Annotated in this window: 23 protein-coding genes; 9 read left to right on the plus strand and 14 right to left on the minus strand. The window is 39.6% G+C overall.

The window, feature by feature from the left end; genetic code table 11:
- Window positions 1-98: 98 nt before the first annotated feature.
- A complete protein-coding gene (locus LZD48_RS05655; protein WP_235761772.1) occupies window positions 99-1,175 on the plus strand; it encodes a C40 family peptidase in 1,077 nt (358 codons plus the stop codon).
- Between the two features lie 92 nt (window positions 1,176-1,267).
- The gene (locus LZD48_RS05660) at window positions 1,268-1,447 is read left to right on the plus strand and encodes a hypothetical protein (protein WP_235761773.1); all 180 of its coding nucleotides are present in this window, start codon (window positions 1,268-1,270) and stop codon (window positions 1,445-1,447) included.
- Window positions 1,448-1,496: 49 nt separating this feature from the next.
- On the opposite strand, the gene LZD48_RS05665 is transcribed toward LZD48_RS05660, so the two are convergent.
- The gene (locus LZD48_RS05665; protein ID WP_235761774.1) at window positions 1,497-2,438 is read right to left on the minus strand and encodes a nuclease-related domain-containing protein; all 942 of its coding nucleotides are present in this window, start codon (window positions 2,436-2,438) and stop codon (window positions 1,497-1,499) included.
- A 393-nt stretch (window positions 2,439-2,831) separates the two neighbouring features.
- On the opposite strand from LZD48_RS05665, the gene LZD48_RS05670 reads away from it, so the two are divergent.
- Window positions 2,832-3,215, plus strand: a complete 384-nt coding sequence (locus tag LZD48_RS05670; protein WP_235761775.1) for a hypothetical protein — start codon at window positions 2,832-2,834, stop codon at window positions 3,213-3,215.
- 62 nt (window positions 3,216-3,277) lie between these two features.
- Here the strand turns inward: LZD48_RS05670 and nagB are convergent, their stop codons facing one another.
- The 10 genes from nagB to LZD48_RS05720 all read right to left on the minus strand — a co-directional run bounded on the left by nagB (window position 3,278) and on the right by LZD48_RS05720 (window position 9,544).
- Complete coding sequence (nagB, locus tag LZD48_RS05675) at window positions 3,278-4,006, minus strand: glucosamine-6-phosphate deaminase (protein ID WP_235761776.1); 729 nt, start codon at window positions 4,004-4,006, stop codon at window positions 3,278-3,280.
- 270 nt (window positions 4,007-4,276) lie between these two features.
- A complete protein-coding gene (locus LZD48_RS05680; RefSeq protein WP_235761777.1) occupies window positions 4,277-4,726 on the minus strand; it encodes a hypothetical protein in 450 nt (149 codons plus the stop codon).
- Window positions 4,727-4,758: 32 nt separating this feature from the next.
- The gene (locus tag LZD48_RS05685; RefSeq protein ID WP_235761778.1) at window positions 4,759-5,043 is read right to left on the minus strand and encodes a hypothetical protein; all 285 of its coding nucleotides are present in this window, start codon (window positions 5,041-5,043) and stop codon (window positions 4,759-4,761) included.
- Between the two features lie 38 nt (window positions 5,044-5,081).
- The gene (locus LZD48_RS05690; RefSeq protein WP_235761779.1) at window positions 5,082-5,396 is read right to left on the minus strand and encodes a hypothetical protein; all 315 of its coding nucleotides are present in this window, start codon (window positions 5,394-5,396) and stop codon (window positions 5,082-5,084) included.
- 27 nt (window positions 5,397-5,423) lie between these two features.
- Entirely contained in the window at window positions 5,424-5,885 is a 462-nt protein-coding gene (locus tag LZD48_RS05695) for a regulatory YrvL family protein (protein WP_235761780.1), read from the minus strand.
- A 111-nt stretch (window positions 5,886-5,996) separates the two neighbouring features.
- Window positions 5,997-6,674 (minus strand): DUF3885 domain-containing protein, encoded by a 678-nt coding sequence (locus LZD48_RS05700; RefSeq protein WP_235761781.1) that lies wholly within the window; start codon window positions 6,672-6,674, stop codon window positions 5,997-5,999.
- Between the two features lie 403 nt (window positions 6,675-7,077).
- Window positions 7,078-7,497: an arsenate reductase (thioredoxin) gene (gene arsC, locus LZD48_RS05705; RefSeq protein ID WP_235761782.1), complete on the minus strand. Its 420-nt coding sequence runs from the start codon at window positions 7,495-7,497 to the stop codon at window positions 7,078-7,080.
- Between the two features lie 15 nt (window positions 7,498-7,512).
- On the minus strand, window positions 7,513-8,814 hold the full coding sequence (locus LZD48_RS05710; protein WP_235761783.1) for an arsenic transporter: 1,302 nt from the start codon (window positions 8,812-8,814) through the stop codon (window positions 7,513-7,515).
- Window positions 8,815-8,826: 12 nt separating this feature from the next.
- Entirely contained in the window at window positions 8,827-9,171 is a 345-nt protein-coding gene (locus tag LZD48_RS05715) for an ArsR/SmtB family transcription factor (protein WP_188858052.1), read from the minus strand.
- A 166-nt stretch (window positions 9,172-9,337) separates the two neighbouring features.
- Window positions 9,338-9,544 carry a hypothetical protein gene (locus tag LZD48_RS05720; RefSeq protein ID WP_235761784.1) on the minus strand — a complete coding sequence of 69 codons (207 nt, stop codon included), beginning with the start codon at window positions 9,542-9,544 and terminating at the stop codon, window positions 9,338-9,340.
- Window positions 9,545-9,985: 441 nt separating this feature from the next.
- Here LZD48_RS05720 and LZD48_RS05725 point away from each other — a divergent pair, with 441 nt between their 5' ends.
- From LZD48_RS05725 to LZD48_RS18725, 6 genes are all read left to right on the plus strand, one after another.
- Complete coding sequence (locus LZD48_RS05725) at window positions 9,986-10,393, plus strand: RrF2 family transcriptional regulator (RefSeq protein WP_235761785.1); 408 nt, start codon at window positions 9,986-9,988, stop codon at window positions 10,391-10,393.
- Between the two features lie 24 nt (window positions 10,394-10,417).
- Window positions 10,418-10,987, plus strand: a complete 570-nt coding sequence (locus LZD48_RS05730; protein ID WP_235761786.1) for a class I SAM-dependent methyltransferase — start codon at window positions 10,418-10,420, stop codon at window positions 10,985-10,987.
- A gap of 620 nt (window positions 10,988-11,607) precedes the next feature.
- On the plus strand, window positions 11,608-12,357 hold the full coding sequence (locus LZD48_RS05735) for a methionine ABC transporter ATP-binding protein (protein ID WP_235761787.1): 750 nt from the start codon (window positions 11,608-11,610) through the stop codon (window positions 12,355-12,357).
- A 55-nt stretch (window positions 12,358-12,412) separates the two neighbouring features.
- Window positions 12,413-13,012, plus strand: coding sequence for a methionine ABC transporter permease (locus tag LZD48_RS05740; RefSeq protein ID WP_235761788.1), 600 nt, complete (start codon window positions 12,413-12,415; stop codon window positions 13,010-13,012).
- A 17-nt stretch (window positions 13,013-13,029) separates the two neighbouring features.
- Window positions 13,030-13,845, plus strand: coding sequence for a MetQ/NlpA family ABC transporter substrate-binding protein (locus LZD48_RS05745; protein WP_235761789.1), 816 nt, complete (start codon window positions 13,030-13,032; stop codon window positions 13,843-13,845).
- A 295-nt stretch (window positions 13,846-14,140) separates the two neighbouring features.
- Entirely contained in the window at window positions 14,141-14,266 is a 126-nt protein-coding gene (locus tag LZD48_RS18725; RefSeq protein WP_255770703.1) for a hypothetical protein, read from the plus strand.
- 220 nt (window positions 14,267-14,486) lie between these two features.
- Here the strand turns inward: LZD48_RS18725 and LZD48_RS05750 are convergent, their stop codons facing one another.
- The 3 genes from LZD48_RS05750 to LZD48_RS05760 form a co-directional block, all read right to left on the minus strand.
- Window positions 14,487-14,621, minus strand: a complete 135-nt coding sequence (locus LZD48_RS05750) for a YvrJ family protein (RefSeq protein ID WP_188858022.1) — start codon at window positions 14,619-14,621, stop codon at window positions 14,487-14,489.
- A gap of 103 nt (window positions 14,622-14,724) precedes the next feature.
- On the minus strand, window positions 14,725-14,940 hold the full coding sequence (locus LZD48_RS05755; protein ID WP_188858020.1) for a DUF2922 domain-containing protein: 216 nt from the start codon (window positions 14,938-14,940) through the stop codon (window positions 14,725-14,727).
- A gap of 58 nt (window positions 14,941-14,998) precedes the next feature.
- Window positions 14,999-15,223: a DUF1659 domain-containing protein gene (locus LZD48_RS05760; RefSeq protein ID WP_235761790.1), complete on the minus strand. Its 225-nt coding sequence runs from the start codon at window positions 15,221-15,223 to the stop codon at window positions 14,999-15,001.
- Window positions 15,224-15,387: the final 164 nt, after the last annotated feature.

A 15,387-nucleotide genomic window follows, 5' to 3' on the forward strand; every position in this document is an offset into this window, starting at 1 on the left:
TTGATATCTTGCAGGCATTTAACAAATAAATACGACAATTTTTTCAGAGTATGAATCTTGTAAATCATACAACATGAATGAGAGGGAGGATTTTTTAATTGGCAAATAAGAAAATCTACATGTCCGTAACAGCAGGAGCAGCGATTGCAGCAGCACTATTTGGAGCGGACGAAGCATCTGCAGCATCGCACAAGGTACAATCAGGTGATTCTCTGTGGTCGATTGCACAAAAGTACAATACGAATGTATCAACATTAAAGAAGTTGAACAACCTAACATCCGATATTATTTATCCGAACCAAGTAATTGAAACATCCGGTTCAGCAACGCCATCAAAACCGAGCAGTTCAAAGCCGAGCAACAATAACTCAAATAACAGCAGTTCCGGAAATACATACACGGTGAAGGCTGGAGACACGTTAAGCGGAATTGCATCACGCCACGGCGTTTCTTTACAAAACCTGATGAAGTGGAACAATCTCAATACAACGCTCATTTACCCAGGGAATGTATTCCATGTGAAAGATCCGGGTAATTCAGGTAAGTCGACACCACCGAAGAATTCAAACCCTTCAAAGAAAACTCCAAGCACACCAAAAACAGGGAACGCCACTGTTTATGTTGTTAAATCTGGAGACACACTATCAAAAATTGGAAAAGAGTACGGTGTTTCGGTTGCAAACCTGAAAAGCTGGAACAATTTATCTTCTGATATGATTTATATTGGCCAGAAACTGAACATTAATGGAAGCAAGTCAACTCCACCTGCCAATAATAAACCAAAAGAGCAACCGAAAAATAATGTTGGTTATAATGTAGACAAGCTCATCAGCACGGCACGTAACCATATTGGCGTACCATACGTCTGGGCAGGTACCACACCTAGCGGATTTGATTGCAGCGGGTTCATCTATTACGCGTACAAAAATGCTGGCATGAGTATTAGCCGGACATCCACACAAGGGTATTTTGACCGTTCGTTCTATGTCAATTCACCACAAGTTGGAGACCTTGTCTTCTTCTCTAACACCTATAAATCAGGTATTTCGCACATGGGAATTTACCTTGGGAATGGCCAGTTCATCCATGCTGGATCATCAACTGGTGTAACCATTTCAAACGTGAACGACTCTTATTGGGGTAAACACTTCGATAGCTATAAGCGATTTTATTAAACAGCTTGAATAGTAGAAGCCTCCCAGGGTGGGAGGCTTTTTTTGTGTTGTGGTAAGGGGGAAGCCGGACTGGTGCGAGGTTGCGTTGTGGCGTGCGGGTTCGAGCGGGTGTCGTGCGATTTTCTGACAAGAGCGTGCGGGTTTCTGCTGAGGTGGTGCGGGATTACGGCGAAGGCGTGCGGTTCAAGGCAGAGATGGTGCGCAATTACGGCAAGGACGTGCGGTGTCAGGCTGAAGTGGTGCGCTTTTTCGGCGACAACGTGCGGTGCTAAGCTGGAAACACGCACCACCCCTACCATTCATCCCCCACCCCTCCATCGCTCAAACCTGTATTCTCTCCCATCTCCTCCTTCTCTTAGAATACTGCAATCTCGGATGTTTTTTCAGTAATCGTGAAACGGTATACCTGGAGTCTATATTTAGATAGTTTAAAATTTCCTTATTTGTTACCCACGGTTTCACCAGCAAGAGATATTCGTCTATTCCTTTTATCGCAGCCATTCTATCATTATACTGACAGCTCGGGCAGACCCAACGCTTCATACCCAAATGATTGCAATGGTGACAGCGAATCCCCGGAATTAATTGCCCAGGTAGAATCCCCTGTTCGGTAAGAATATCAAGATCAAAGTCTTTACAACGCCGCAAGAGCACGTGTCCTATTTTTTGGTGTTGATATTTTTGATTTGTTGTATATTGTTTTTCATATTCAATTATTTTCCAAGGGATATTTTCGCTGTGGGTAACCGTGTTGGCTATTTTTTCGTGGTCACCGATGACATTTATAATCGTGCTGGGGGCGCTAATTGCGATGAAGATGTGGATCGGGATGTTGGGCTGATTATGTTCAAATAACCAGTTTTGCAATTTGAGCTTCTGTGCTTTTGCTTGGGTGATTGGATGATTGTAGCCGGATTGTCGGTTGCCACTTCCGGTGATAAATTGGTCGAGATTCGTGTCGAAGGTTAAGTTCGAGCGCAGTGATTTTACCTCGATGATGTAGAGGGCATTCGGAGTGATGACGATGGTGTCGATCTGGAATGTTTGCTTATCGGAGACGAGGCAGACATCCTTTAGAATGGTAAACCTGGTGGAAGGAATCGTTAAATATTTGTCGGTATGCAACTCCCCTTGATACCCACGGGTCGCATGCTCGATTTGACGTTCGATGAGGGGATGATGTTCAGAGTTTGCTGGAAGCCGAGCTTGTAATGCTTCATATTTTTGCAAAGGTAGTGGTTTGTTTCGTTTACGGAGAATCATATATTTATTCCTTTCTATCTGCATTTTCAGATATAATAGAATACTTCTCTGGAATTGTCAATAAAAGAGATTTAGACAAAATGATATATGTTGAATTTAAGTTTTATCTATCTTTATAAGCGCTGTTGATTTTGCTGCGATTAGCGCACGATCATTAAGCAGATTCGCACGTCAGCTAGGAATGTCGCACAATTCCCTGGAATTTGCGCACCACCCCCGAACAAAAACGAACGACGCACTGGAAGTTGCGCACCACCCCAAAACAAATTCGCACGCCCCCAGGAATTCACGCACCGCGTACGAACCAAAAATGCCACTTTTTTTATTCTACTTCCAGATGAACAGAATATTTTCCCCCAGCTCTCAATAGAATGGTGACAGGGGGCATGCCAAATGGATAATAAAATCAACACGGACAAGCTGGAACGGTTTTATAATCTGCAGGAGATGAAACGGGAGATTGAGCAGGAATTAGGTGAACTAAAGAAGGAATTCAATCAAGCTTTTGACGAGTCGGTTGGCAAGAATCAAACGGGTGAGTTTATTCGAGATGGTTATCACCTGAAACGGCAAATACGGAAAACGGAGAAGTTTGATGAGGAACGAACGGTTCATCGGTTGGAGGAGCTTCGAATGGAAGACTTGATTGAGACGGTACGACGGCCGGATAAGGCGAAGATTCAGGCGGCGATTGAACTCGGTTTATTGCGGGCAGATCAATTGGAAGATTTAGTCGTGCGGCAGTATTCGAAGGTGCTGCTTGCGAAGCGTGTTTAATATTTTTTTGCGTAAAAAGAGGCTATTGTCTGGACAATAGCCTCTTTTCATAGTATTATTTATTATTCATTATCTCCCCAAGCCGCTTCGTCAATAATAACCGTTGCATTCGGATGGTTATATAGAGCGGACGCTGGGATGTCTTCTGAGATAGTACCTTTAAGCAGATTTGTCACGGCATCTCTTTTATTCTCACCAGAGATAATCATGAGAACTTCTTTACTGTCAAGAATCGTGCCAATTCCCATTGTAATTGCTTTTGTCGGAACTTCATCAATGGAATCAAAGAAACGAGCATTCGCTTGAATCGTTTCATCTTTAAGGCCGATAATATGAGTTCGCTCGTTAAAGGAAGTACCTGGCTCGTTGAAACCGATATGGCCGTTATTTCCGATGCCAAGTAACTGAAGATCAATATTGCCTGCAGCTTGGATCGCTTCTTCATATTCACGGCATTCTTTATTCAAGTCATCTGCCATGCCACTTGGAACATGCGTGTTCTCTTTTGGAATATTGACATGCTTGAACAGATGCTCATCCATGAAGTAATGGTAGCTGTTCGGATCATCGTCTGTGATGCCGACATATTCATCTAAATTGAATGTCGTTGTATTTGCAAAATCAATTTCGCCTTTGTTATATTTTTCAATCAGAATCTGATACATACCCTCTGGAGTCGAGCCAGTCGCAAGGCCAATGTTCGGCTTTTCAATCGCGTTCATCCGCTCGGCTACGATTTCTGCAGCCTTTCTGCTCATTTCCTCATAATCTTTCACTTTAACAATTTTCATTTCTTCATTCCTCCTAAAGGATGAGTCTTAATATCTATTCTTTGGTTCTCAACAAAACATCATTACTATTATATCTAATTCAACGTGTATTTAATATCATTTTTGTTAAACACGTGAAAAATACTTTCTAAGTGTACACGAAAACTTACTATTTGACTACAATTTTTGTGGATTTTTTTGTAAAAATATTGCTTCTCTACTCGGAGAAGGCTTTCGGAAAGCATGAGACGAAAGTAACTGATTTTTCCCGGTTGACGCGGGAAAATAACGTTAGAAAGTGATTTCCCAGAACTCCAGGTCTTCGAGGACCAAATCATAAGGTTCCAACACATCCGACCAGCGAATGTGCCGTCTTTTTGAAATGGCGGATTCCTCTTTACCGTTCAAACAAGTGAAATACTCTACAACGCCGCTTGCCTGGAGAGCTTCTTCTATATAAGCATGCAGAATGCCTAAACACTTCGCTTCCTCCGCCGTCCCTCGTAACTGAAGTTTCAACGGGATGTTGCGAGCATCTGCGGCTACTTGATGCTTGAAGGAAAAGTGCGGGCTATAGGAAAATCTCTGTTTTAATTCAGGATCATAATTGTTTTCAAAATGTAAGTGGGCAAAATCCAATTCACTGTTAAAGATATTCGGTTGTTCAGGCGCTAAAGGTGACTGTCCAAACGAACCTTTTGGCAGTCTGATGGGGGACGCGAGATAAATATATTGGGTCATGGTTGTTTTCCTCTCTTGGCTTTTAAGATTTATCACTTTATACCAACACTCGAGAATATAATTCCAATCATGAATGCTATTATCGTGAAGTTAATGATAGAAAGAATGATTTTACTTTTTAATGATAACGAATCGAAACGTTTAAATAACGTAAACGCTAAAAATAATAAATAGCCTAGAATAGGAAGACATATGATGCTCGCTAGGACATCAACCTTCGTAAACGGTGGGCCAAGATGAATGTCGTAAAAATAATTCACGATGATAATCAACCCAAATAATATCGACTCCTGAATAAGAAACTTAACATAATGCAAGTTGCATTGCTCCTCAACCTCATGTTTTTTTCATTGCCCTACTTTGCTGATTTATAACGAAAGACGAACAGCGTAATGGCATTTAATAGAATCGTCACGATGAGTAAAACTGTGGCGGCAAAAACAACCGCCCCAGCTGTATCCATCAGAGCAGCCCAGTCCTCCATTTTCACGAGATGATAATTGTAAAACATCTGGAAACCTAGCGAAATCGCACAAGCACTCAAACTGAGAATGGAAAGCGTGACCCAATTCGTATTGTTAGTGCTTCTATATTTCAATAGACTGATGACAGGCAGGATCCAAGCAATCAGTCCAAGTACGAGACTCCCAACATGAAGCAAACCAATCATATGTAATTTCCCCTTCTATTTTTCTTTTCACTCCGCGGTGTTTTTCTTCGTATCTTTATCATCGAAAACAATTTCGAGTGTGGCAATAAAGATTGCAATGATAATCTCTGTTTGAAGCGATAGTGTGATACTCCTCATCAGCTCATCCACTGTAAAGATGACAACCCAGTTCGTGATTGCCTCGATAAGAAATCGGATCATGAGCACTTTTGCTTTTCCCGTCATATTTCGGACGGATAATTTGAATATGACGTTGGAAAACACTTCAAAAATGAGGCCGATCACAAGCAAATTGACAACAAAAATAGCTAACGACCAGACCGAATCATACTGGACACCGAGCACTTTAAAAACCCCTGCGAGTCCAAAGAAATAAAGTCCAAATATAAAACCTGCGACAAACAGTATGAGAAGTGCTATCCCTACAACGGTTGCGATTTTTTCTTTTTTATTCATATTACGAAATGAATCATCATTGGATTCTGGCATAACTGTATTTCCCCTTTTGTTTTTCTATAACTTCATGCTGTATATAATGGAGTGGTAATCTCGGTTTCACGTGAGGGCAGCCGCTCATTCGAGTATTCCCCATTTCCAACTTCATGTAAAGTATTGATCGATCTCTGCCCGATTGCTTTCATCCAACCAATCCGCATATTTTTCATAAATAGGGCGTATCGCTTCTCTATCCCTTGCGATCACCTCACACCCGCGATCATCATACATGTTAAAAATAATATTTCTCGTCGTGTTCATAAAGAATATATCCGGCTCCTCCAAGTTAGATGGATTATGTATGCTTGGCTTCAATGACGGAAAATCCTGATTGCAAATTGCCTTTATTAAAATAGAATACCGGATGTCTTGCTTACAGCATCGTAAAGAAAATTGGCATGTATATTTTTCTTCCTTCTCCTCGTCGTCCTCAAACATATAAGGTAAGGTTGCTTGTGTTAAGCGCGAACGGACATCTTTACTTTTAATATAATGAAGATATACTCCAAGCTTTCTTCTCTTCTTTCTCCTTTCCTTTTTATACCGATAACTATTCGTTACCAATAGTATTTCATCTTCGGCTGAGAATAGGTCGTGAAACAGGGAGATGGCTTGATGATAGACGGTTTGAAAATAAACTGGATTTAGCTCGTCACTCCCCTCTTTGAATGGATAAAGTCCTTTGGCTAGTTCGAGATGGAGACCTGGTTTCCACTCGGAGGTGAGATTTGGTTTTAGCGTTAGGCCTCGGAAGTTTGTTTGCATATATTTTTTTAATTGCATTATGTATGGTCTCCGTTCTCGTACAATCTGTTTAACTTTATATTTTAATGCTCTGCTTTTTCATTCGACTTCTAATCTAGTTCCTATATTGCATTTTACCATTCTTTGTTATTTATATTAATTCGTAATACGGAATTGTTTAGCAGAAGGTTTCGGGTTGGGGGTATTTTTTTATAATGCATGAAAACAACCCTTCTCTATTATAAGAAGGGCTGGGAAAGATTTGATTATATTACGTTCGGTTCTTTTTAACTACGCTACCATGTTATATTGTCCGCCGGCTGGTCTTATCAATTATTGTACATGAAATCAGCCACAAGAAGGTAGACCCATATTGCGACAATGAGACATAGTAGATAGAAGTATTTTAGATAACTTATTCGCTTCTAGAGATGACCTATCTTTACTCCCCAGTTTCTGCAAAACGTTTAATGCGGTCTCCGACTTCATCCCGAACACGCTGAAATACGGCCCATTTCTCTTCAGGGGTTCCCTCCGCCTTTGCTGGATCATCAAATCCCCAATGTTCTCTTCTTACATGTGGCGGTGTCATTGGACAACGGTCAGCTGCATCACCACAAAGCGTTACGGCTAACGTGGCATGATTGAGAAAGTCTGTATCAATCAATTCTGATTGCTGGTTCGAAATATCTATCCCTACTTCATCCATAGCTTTGACAGCATTGGGATTTAATCCGTGTGCTTCAATACCAGCGCTCTTAACCACCCATTCTTCTCCAAGCAGTTTCTTCGCCCACCCTTCTGCCATCTGACTTCTGCAAGAGTTTCCCGTACATAAGAAATAGATTGTTTTTTTATCCATATCAATGCTCCTTTTTTAAAAAATGATCAATGTTACATATAGACCTAGTAACGTGATAAACAGGATTGGTATCGTTAAAATAATTCCAGTCCTGAAATAGGTTCCCCAAGAAATTTTGATACCTTTTTGCGATAATACGTGAAGCCAGACTAACGTTGCCAAAGAACCAATCGGCGTAATTTTCGGCCCTAAGTCAGATCCTACAACGTTAGCATAGACAAGTGCTTCTCTTACTACACCAGAAGTATCCGTTTCGGCAATTGCCAACGCATCAATCATCACAGTCGGCATATTATTCATAATCGATGATAAGAAAGCAGCAATGAATCCCATTCCAATTGTCGCAACAAACAAGCCCTTTTCAGCAGTAGCCTCAATCAAGCTTGACAGTGCAGATGTAAGACCGGCATTTCCAAGCCCATATACAACGACATACATTCCGATGGAAAAGAACACAATATCCCACGGGGCACCCTTTATTGCCTTTTTTGTATCGACAGCAGGACTTTGTCTGCCCATTATAATGAATAAGATAGCAATCGTTCCAGCAATAATGGAGACCGGTACATGGATAAATTCGCTCGTAAAGTAGCCAATTCCTAATAAACCAAGAACATACCATGATAGACGAAACATTTTATTGTCCTTAATTGCGTTCTTCGGTTCATCCAATTTAGAAACATCATACGCCTTTGGGATATTTTTCTTAAAGTAGATGAGCAGTACGGAAATCGTTGCTATCAACGAGAATAGGTTTGGGATAACCATGCGTGAAGCATATTGAACAAATCCAATACCAAAGAAGTCGGCTGATACGATATTCACTAAGTTACTAACAATAAACGGTAATGAGGTTGTATCTGCAATAAATCCACTTGCCATAATAAAGGGAAAGATCATTTTTTCTTTAAACTGTAAATTCCGTACCATTGCCAGTACAATCGGTGTGAGTATCAGTGCAGCACCATCATTCGCAAATAAGGCGGCAACAATCGCACCTAAGATACTAATATAGACGAACATTTTTATCCCATTTCCCTTTGCAAATCGCGCCATATGTAAGGCAGCCCACTCAAACAATCCTACCTCGTCTAATAGTAAGGATATTAGAATAATAGCCACAAAGGCAAGCGTCGCGTTCCATACGATTTCCGTCACTGCCATTACATCACTAAATCCGACAACTCCTGCTAATAAAGCTACAACTGCCCCGCCCATCGCAGACCAGCCGATGTTTAATCCTCTAGGCTGCCAAATAACCAGGACTAGGGTAGCTATAAATATTAAAAGTGCGAGTATGAGCGTTGCCTGCAACATGATACCTCCCATTTAACAACATGAAATTCTTGTACCTTCTTCTTCCAATTTTTTTATCCGATAATTTTGGTTCGGTAATTGTTTCAAAACGGATTGTATGAAAGCATAATATTCATGGTTGTTATTCATCGAATAAAAAATCCATTGTCCCCGTCGCTCTTCTTCTACAAGCCCCAAATCTTTCAGCTTGCGTAAGTGCTGACTAATCGCCGGCTGACTAATTTGAAAGATTTCTACAAACTCACATACACAACAAGCATGCTCATCCATTAACTTCAACATGGTCAGACGGGTCTCGTCGCCAAGCAGTTTTAAAATAATAGATGCTTTATCTATTTCAATCGTTGTTTGCAAAATAGCTGTTCCTCCTTTTTAGTTGGGTTGGTATATAAGTATATAGTTATTTGCTTATGTAGGCAATGAAAAAGTAATTGTTAAGTTATGGGATGTACACGAAAAAACACACTGACATATTGAATGAACAGTGCGTTAAACAGTTTCAAGGTAAATATTCATATAACACCTATTTTTTAGTAAATCTTGCAAGAATCTTGGCTTCTATAGGGTCTCTTGAACGGATGCATGCCTTGATTAAGTTTTTGTTTTTAATTTTAAAAGTCATCTGATCAATCGTTTTTTTATATTTCTTTGAGTTACCCGAAACCCTTGCTTCGATATCACTTAGTCTGAGAGTGGTCATTTTTACATCACCCTTATTTTTACTTTCCATATACCCACATCCCTATAAGAGACAGTATATGTATTTATTACTCTTATTATACCATATTGTTTGAAAAGCAAACAATTTATCAAGGAGTAAACTTTCTTACATCAGAAAAAACTCCTCTTCTCTACCAGAAGAAAGGACTAGCTTATTATATCACATTCTTTTCCTCTTCCTTCACACGTTTTCATCTTATCCGGCAGCTGGTGAATGGAATCGCTATCGCTTAGATTTTTGTAGGCTTGAAACAAATGACCATATTTTTCTAGAATTTTGTCTAGATCGGCAGGTAGAAGTTGCTTTATGGTTTTCGTTAATATATATATTACTATGCCCAAGGAAATATGTTCTTAAACAGTTGACTTCCTTCATGTATAGTGATAATCTAATTCACATCAAGGACAACAAGAATCTGTAATATCTATTTTAAGGATAAGGAGGATATGTATGAGGTATTCAAACGCGACAAACTACGCCCTGCACACAATCGTCCATTTAATGCTGCAGCCCAGGGAGAGCTTGGTGGGAGTGCAGGAATTGGCCGAAATGCAACGTCTTTCGCCAACGTACCTTTCTAAGATATTAACCAAGCTTACGAAAGCTGGTTTGATTCAGTCGACACCAGGTGCGAAGGGGGGCTATAAAATCTCCACAACAAAACATGAAATATCTTTTTTGGATGTTATTCATGCGATTGAAGGAGATACTAGTCTTTTTGAATGCACGATTCATCATGAAGGCTGCTTGATTGAAAGTACCATGAGGAAAGCAGAGAAAAATATGAAGAGTGAACTGGAATCCATGCTTTTAAACGACATTGCCGACGAAGCGAAAGCCAAACAGAAAAAAAGTTAAATTTATTTATAAAGGGGAATATAGATGCATCATTCACATGGCAAGCATAGCAAAGGAAAAATATCGTACTTGGAAAGTCCTGAACGAAGAAAAGAACTTTCACCAGAAGGGTTACTGAACATGATTCCTTTAAAAGAGACAGATAGCATCTTAGACTTTGGCGCTGGAACTGGGTATTTTACCATCCCAATCGCAAAGCGGACGACAGGTGATGTATACGCGCTGGATATCGATCCTGCTATGCTAGAAATAATTAAAGAAAAAGCCTTGAAGGAACAGCTTGCGAACATTGTCCCTTTAAAAGGAAGTACCAGGGAACTTTCGTCACTTGGCACTGTCGATGTGATCATCGCTTCTCTCGTAATGCATGAAATTCAGCCGCTCGGACCACTGTTGCAGCAATTGAGAAATGTACTGAAAAAAGATGGCTATTTCATATGTTTGGAACTGAAACCAAAAGGAGGTTCCGATTCAGGACCAAGAATTACCTTGGACGGAATGGAAAGAGAAATGAAAGAGGCAGGCTTCCAGATAACGGAGAAATACTTCCCATCGGAATCTCTATACATGCTGGTTGCGCAGAAAACGGATTAATCAATCAATTTATTGCCTGATTAAGGATATTAAGTGTCTTTAATACTGTTAATTGGTTCTCCAGCATATGACAGAAAGTATTTTAAATTGCACAAGAGCAACGCACAAATTTTGCGTTGCTCTTATTTAACTTTCCGCACCCTTTAGCACAAAAAGCTGAAACAGCATGGATTAAAAGTTTATTTATAAATATCCCCGCGATTTCCAATGGCTTCGATATAAACGATTTGCTTTTGATGGTCGATATTAAAAAGTACACGAAAAGTCCCGATTCTTCATCGATACAAATCGGTTTACCCTATAGGTCTTTCAATATCTCCCTCAGCTGGTGGAAGTCCTTTTAATCCTATTTGCTATGCTATCATCTAAATCACTTATTGCTAATATTGCTCATCTTAACTCAGCCATTTAGCAATTTTTTCCTTTACTTCATCATGAGAATAAAATTCTACATTATTTAAGAACAGTTGATCAGCCCCCCTTAATTGACTATAACAGATTTTTAACCCTTGAATAAGCAGAACATAACTGTTACACTCGCCATAGAGATTAAACTATAACAACCTGAAAATGAATACAGAAATATACCGAATGAACTTTAGTCAAGATTGGAGATTTATATGATTACTCTTCACAATGTTACCAAACGATATGGCACGTTTAAAGCGATTCAGTCAATATCATTAAACATTAAGGCTGGTGAAATTCACGGTATTATTGGTGCAAGCGGTGCAGGAAAATCAACGCTGTTACGTATGATGAATTTACTTGAAAAGCCTGATGAAGGCGATGTCATTATTAATAATAAAAAACTCAACCATTTAAAAGGTAAAGAGATTCGTCATATACGTCAGTTCTTAGGCATGATTTTTCAAGGATATCATTTAGTTGGCAATAAAACGGTTTTTGATAATGTCGCTGTGGCATTAGAAATAGCTAAAATAACAAAGAAGGACCGAACAGAACGCGTTATGGAGAGCTTGCGTTTCGTCGGTCTAGAAACACATAAAGATCAATATCCTAGCCAACTTAGTGGTGGACAAAAACAGCGTGTCGCTATTGCACGCGCAATTGTTAATAATCCTAAAGTATTGTTATGTGACGAACCAACATCAGCACTTGATTCAAAAACGACAACAGAAATACTTGAGGTACTAAAACAAATTAATCAGCAATTTAACGTAACAATCGTTATTGTGAGCCATGAGTTGGAAGTCATTCGAAGCCTTGCTGAGCGAGTGACAGTTATGGCAGATGGTCAAATTTATGATGTAGTAGACATAGAGCCGACAGGTGTAAATAAAATTGAAAAAGGTGCAGCAGCATTTGTCGAACAGCTGAAGTCAGGGGGAGATACCAATCTTTCCTGATATATTAATTAAGTATCAATCTGAGATTTGGGTGGCGATTAGCGAATCATCTATTATGGTAGGATTTTCAGTAATAGCAGCATTGTTAGTTGGACTACCCATTGGAACATTTTTATTTTTATGTCGCAAAGGGCAATTGCTTGAGAACAGATTCGTTTTCTCATCATTAAATTTAATCGTGAACATTATTCGATCATTCCCATTTTTATTGCTCGTTATTTTTATGATTCCATTTACTCGTTTTGTTATGGGGACAGCAATTGGCACAGCTGCCGCAACACTTCCAATGATGGTGATCGCAATTGCGCACTACTCACGTCTTGTGGAGCAATCCCTTCTTGACGTACCAAAGGGGGTGATTCATGCAGCTGTTTCAATGGGAGCATCCGTCAAAGATATTATTTTTAAGTTTTTATATGTTGAAGCACGTTCTGCACTCGTTCTAAGTATGACAACATCTACAATTAGTTTTATTTCTTATTCAACGATTATGGGGGTTGTCGGTGGTGGCGGAATTGGAGACTTTGCCATTCGCTATGGTTATTTACAATATCGCACAGATTTAATGATTTATATCATTATCATTATCGTAATATTTGTACAACTGATCCAATATGCAGGAATCACTTTAGCAAGAAAAATAGATAAACGATAGAAAGAAGGGAACAATCTATGAAAAAATCACTTTTCGTAATGATCGCCGCACTTGTGACTTTACTCGTTGCATGTGGTGATAACCAAGATAATAATACAAATGAAGAAAATAACGCACAAACATTAAGAGTTGCAGCTGTAGAGTCACCGATGACAGATGTTGTAGAAATTGCAAAAAAACTTCTCGCTGAAGATGGTATTGAGCTAGAAGTTGTGGAGATGGGCGATTATATTCAGCCAAACGAAGCATTAAAAAATAAAGAGATTGATGCAAACTTTTCACAGCACATACCATTTATGCAACAATTTAATGAAAACGCAGATGGTAACTTAGTTGACGTTCAACCGATTTACTTTGCTAACTTCGGTCTTTATGCAGATGGATATGAAAGTATTGATGAATTACCAGATGACATAACAATTGGTATTGCCAATGATCCATCTAATGTTGATCGCTCTTTACGCTTATTGGATTCACATGGTTTAATTGAGTTAAGTGAGATTGACGGAGAGCAATATGGATTAGAAGATATCATAGATGACTCACACAACTACAGTTTTGAGCAAGCAGAAATTGCTTCGTTATCACGTTTATACGAAGATGTGGATGGTGTCATTATGAATCCAACGCATGCGAGTCATTTAGATTTAACACCGGCTGATGATGCGCTTATCACTGAAAAAGAAGATAATAAATTTGCTATTACATTAGTAGCCCGCGAAGATAACGTAGATTCAGAGTTAATTCAAAAATTATCTGAAGCAATGACAAGTGAAGAAGTACGAGAGTTCTTGGAGGAACGTGAAGGAGAATCAGCAGTTCCGGCATTTTAAAACAGAAAATCTTCACTCTTCCTATCTTTTGAAGGGTACTTGGAAAGCAGGTACACCCTTCCGTTGAACTAAATTTGAAAGAGTTACAGGAAAATTAATTTTTGATTTTAAGAGTCTATTCTCGGGTGGCGTCAGGAAAATGTGCTTAGCGTTGTAAATCCGCATTTTCTTGACGTCACCCGTACATACATTTTCTCATCTTTTAACGTTAAGAGTACTTGATCAATATGTTCGTTTAAAAAAGTTCATCCAGTCATCAAATCCTTCCGTCTTACCTCTTTTAACATTCAATTGAATGAATTTCATAATTACCAAAGTCAGCTTCACCATCACCATATGTAGTTGGGAACGAACCAACTCAACTACATATGGTGATGGCGAAGCATTAAATACTATTATGAAATTCATTAAATTTAGATAAATTAACTTTTTTGTATCCAAAATATTGACGTAGATCCATTTCTTTATTTGACCACATGGGGAATTCGAATATTAGGAATTGGATATGAAATAATATAACGTGCAGCCAAGACGGCGCATCAAGCTATTGCAGCTTGCTAAAAAGTCCAAAAAACCTTATTCCTTCATTTGTCGGAATAAGGTTTTTTTGTTATGCAAGAATAAACTGGAATCATCATCTATTATTTCATCTTATCCGGCAGCTGGTGAATGGAATCGATGAGCAGGTTGAGCTTCCCTTCGATCCGGTAGAGTAAATAAAAAGTCACCGCAATCGGGAAGCCAACTTCCGCGACAAACGAATACCAAGCATCCATTTCTCATCCCTCCTTCTTGAAAGTGATTGATTCGTTTTCTTTAATATAGCGTAAGACCCCAATCGTCCAGATGAACAATTGGGGCCCCGCTAATCTCTAGATTTTAATAAATCTCGATTTCTTCTGTTATCTGTTCAACGACACGAGCGCCTCGTTTCGCAACTAATTCACCGCCACTGGAATTGAACGCGTTCTGGGCAATAACCGTATCCATTGCCTCGTTTACCGCCTCATGGTCGATTGGCTCAACCGGGTCATCCAGTGTATACGTGACGACTTTTCCTTCTTGGTTTTCAAATTGCATTTGTAACCTTTTCATGGTCCCCCTCCTCTCTGTAGTTGATTGGTTCGCTTGGATCTAGGCTGCGTGTTCGAGCTTAGCCTTCGCGAATCTCGGAGTTGTCACGACGGTTGATCTGCGTGAGCGGGTGCTGCTGCAACCCTTCGAACGCAATCGCGATTTCATATAACTGATCCGCCGTTGCGCTCGTTTTCACGTTGTTAAAGCTCTTATTCTTGTACGTGGAGTTACCCGATTCCGGGTCAACCCCTGTCAGAAAAACGAGTTGCAGTGTCGACTGTGTTAAGTCTTGTGTTGCCATGTGCCTCACCTCCCTTTCAACTCTATAATCGAAGGGGGGTGGGGATTGGGGGTGTGGGTACGAGAAACTTTTTGAAATAGTTTTTGATAGATCTGAGATAGGAATAAAATAAACGTTCCAGCTGGTAACGTGCAGATAGAATGAACTGGCAATGAATAAAGGGG

Source organism: Oceanobacillus alkalisoli, assembly GCF_021556485.1.
In the GTDB taxonomy this organism is placed as follows: Bacteria; Bacillota; Bacilli; order Bacillales; family Amphibacillaceae; genus Oceanobacillus; species Oceanobacillus alkalisoli.

What these genes read in the sequence shown, in the direction of transcription:
- nagB (WP_235761776.1), bottom strand. Translation starts at nt 4,006, where the DNA reads ATGAAAATTGTTAAAGTGAAAGATTATGAGGAAATGAGCAGAAAGGCT.
- LZD48_RS05665 (WP_235761774.1), bottom strand. Translation starts at nt 2,438, where the DNA reads ATGATTCTCCGTAAACGAAACAAACCACTACCTTTGCAAAAATATGAA.
- LZD48_RS05710 (WP_235761783.1), bottom strand. Translation starts at nt 8,814, where the DNA reads ATGTTGCAGGCAACGCTCATACTCGCACTTTTAATATTTATAGCTACC.
- LZD48_RS05740 (WP_235761788.1), top strand. Translation starts at nt 12,413, where the DNA reads ATGGTAGGATTTTCAGTAATAGCAGCATTGTTAGTTGGACTACCCATT.
- LZD48_RS05745 (WP_235761789.1), top strand. Translation starts at nt 13,030, where the DNA reads ATGAAAAAATCACTTTTCGTAATGATCGCCGCACTTGTGACTTTACTC.
- LZD48_RS05735 (WP_235761787.1), top strand. Translation starts at nt 11,608, where the DNA reads ATGATTACTCTTCACAATGTTACCAAACGATATGGCACGTTTAAAGCG.
- LZD48_RS05695 (WP_235761780.1), bottom strand. Translation starts at nt 5,885, where the DNA reads ATGCCAGAATCCAATGATGATTCATTTCGTAATATGAATAAAAAAGAA.
- LZD48_RS05725 (WP_235761785.1), top strand. Translation starts at nt 9,986, where the DNA reads ATGAGGTATTCAAACGCGACAAACTACGCCCTGCACACAATCGTCCAT.
- LZD48_RS05720 (WP_235761784.1), bottom strand. Translation starts at nt 9,544, where the DNA reads ATGGAAAGTAAAAATAAGGGTGATGTAAAAATGACCACTCTCAGACTA.
- LZD48_RS05670 (WP_235761775.1), top strand. Translation starts at nt 2,832, where the DNA reads ATGGATAATAAAATCAACACGGACAAGCTGGAACGGTTTTATAATCTG.
- LZD48_RS05690 (WP_235761779.1), bottom strand. Translation starts at nt 5,396, where the DNA reads ATGATTGGTTTGCTTCATGTTGGGAGTCTCGTACTTGGACTGATTGCT.
- LZD48_RS18725 (WP_255770703.1), top strand. Translation starts at nt 14,141, where the DNA reads ATGAATTTCATAATTACCAAAGTCAGCTTCACCATCACCATATGTAGT.
- LZD48_RS05755 (WP_188858020.1), bottom strand. Translation starts at nt 14,940, where the DNA reads ATGAAAAGGTTACAAATGCAATTTGAAAACCAAGAAGGAAAAGTCGTC.
- LZD48_RS05760 (WP_235761790.1), bottom strand. Translation starts at nt 15,223, where the DNA reads ATGGCAACACAAGACTTAACACAGTCGACACTGCAACTCGTTTTTCTG.
- LZD48_RS05730 (WP_235761786.1), top strand. Translation starts at nt 10,418, where the DNA reads ATGCATCATTCACATGGCAAGCATAGCAAAGGAAAAATATCGTACTTG.
- LZD48_RS05680 (WP_235761777.1), bottom strand. Translation starts at nt 4,726, where the DNA reads ATGACCCAATATATTTATCTCGCGTCCCCCATCAGACTGCCAAAAGGT.
- LZD48_RS05750 (WP_188858022.1), bottom strand. Translation starts at nt 14,621, where the DNA reads ATGGATGCTTGGTATTCGTTTGTCGCGGAAGTTGGCTTCCCGATTGCG.
- LZD48_RS05700 (WP_235761781.1), bottom strand. Translation starts at nt 6,674, where the DNA reads ATGCAATTAAAAAAATATATGCAAACAAACTTCCGAGGCCTAACGCTA.
- arsC (WP_235761782.1), bottom strand. Translation starts at nt 7,497, where the DNA reads ATGGATAAAAAAACAATCTATTTCTTATGTACGGGAAACTCTTGCAGA.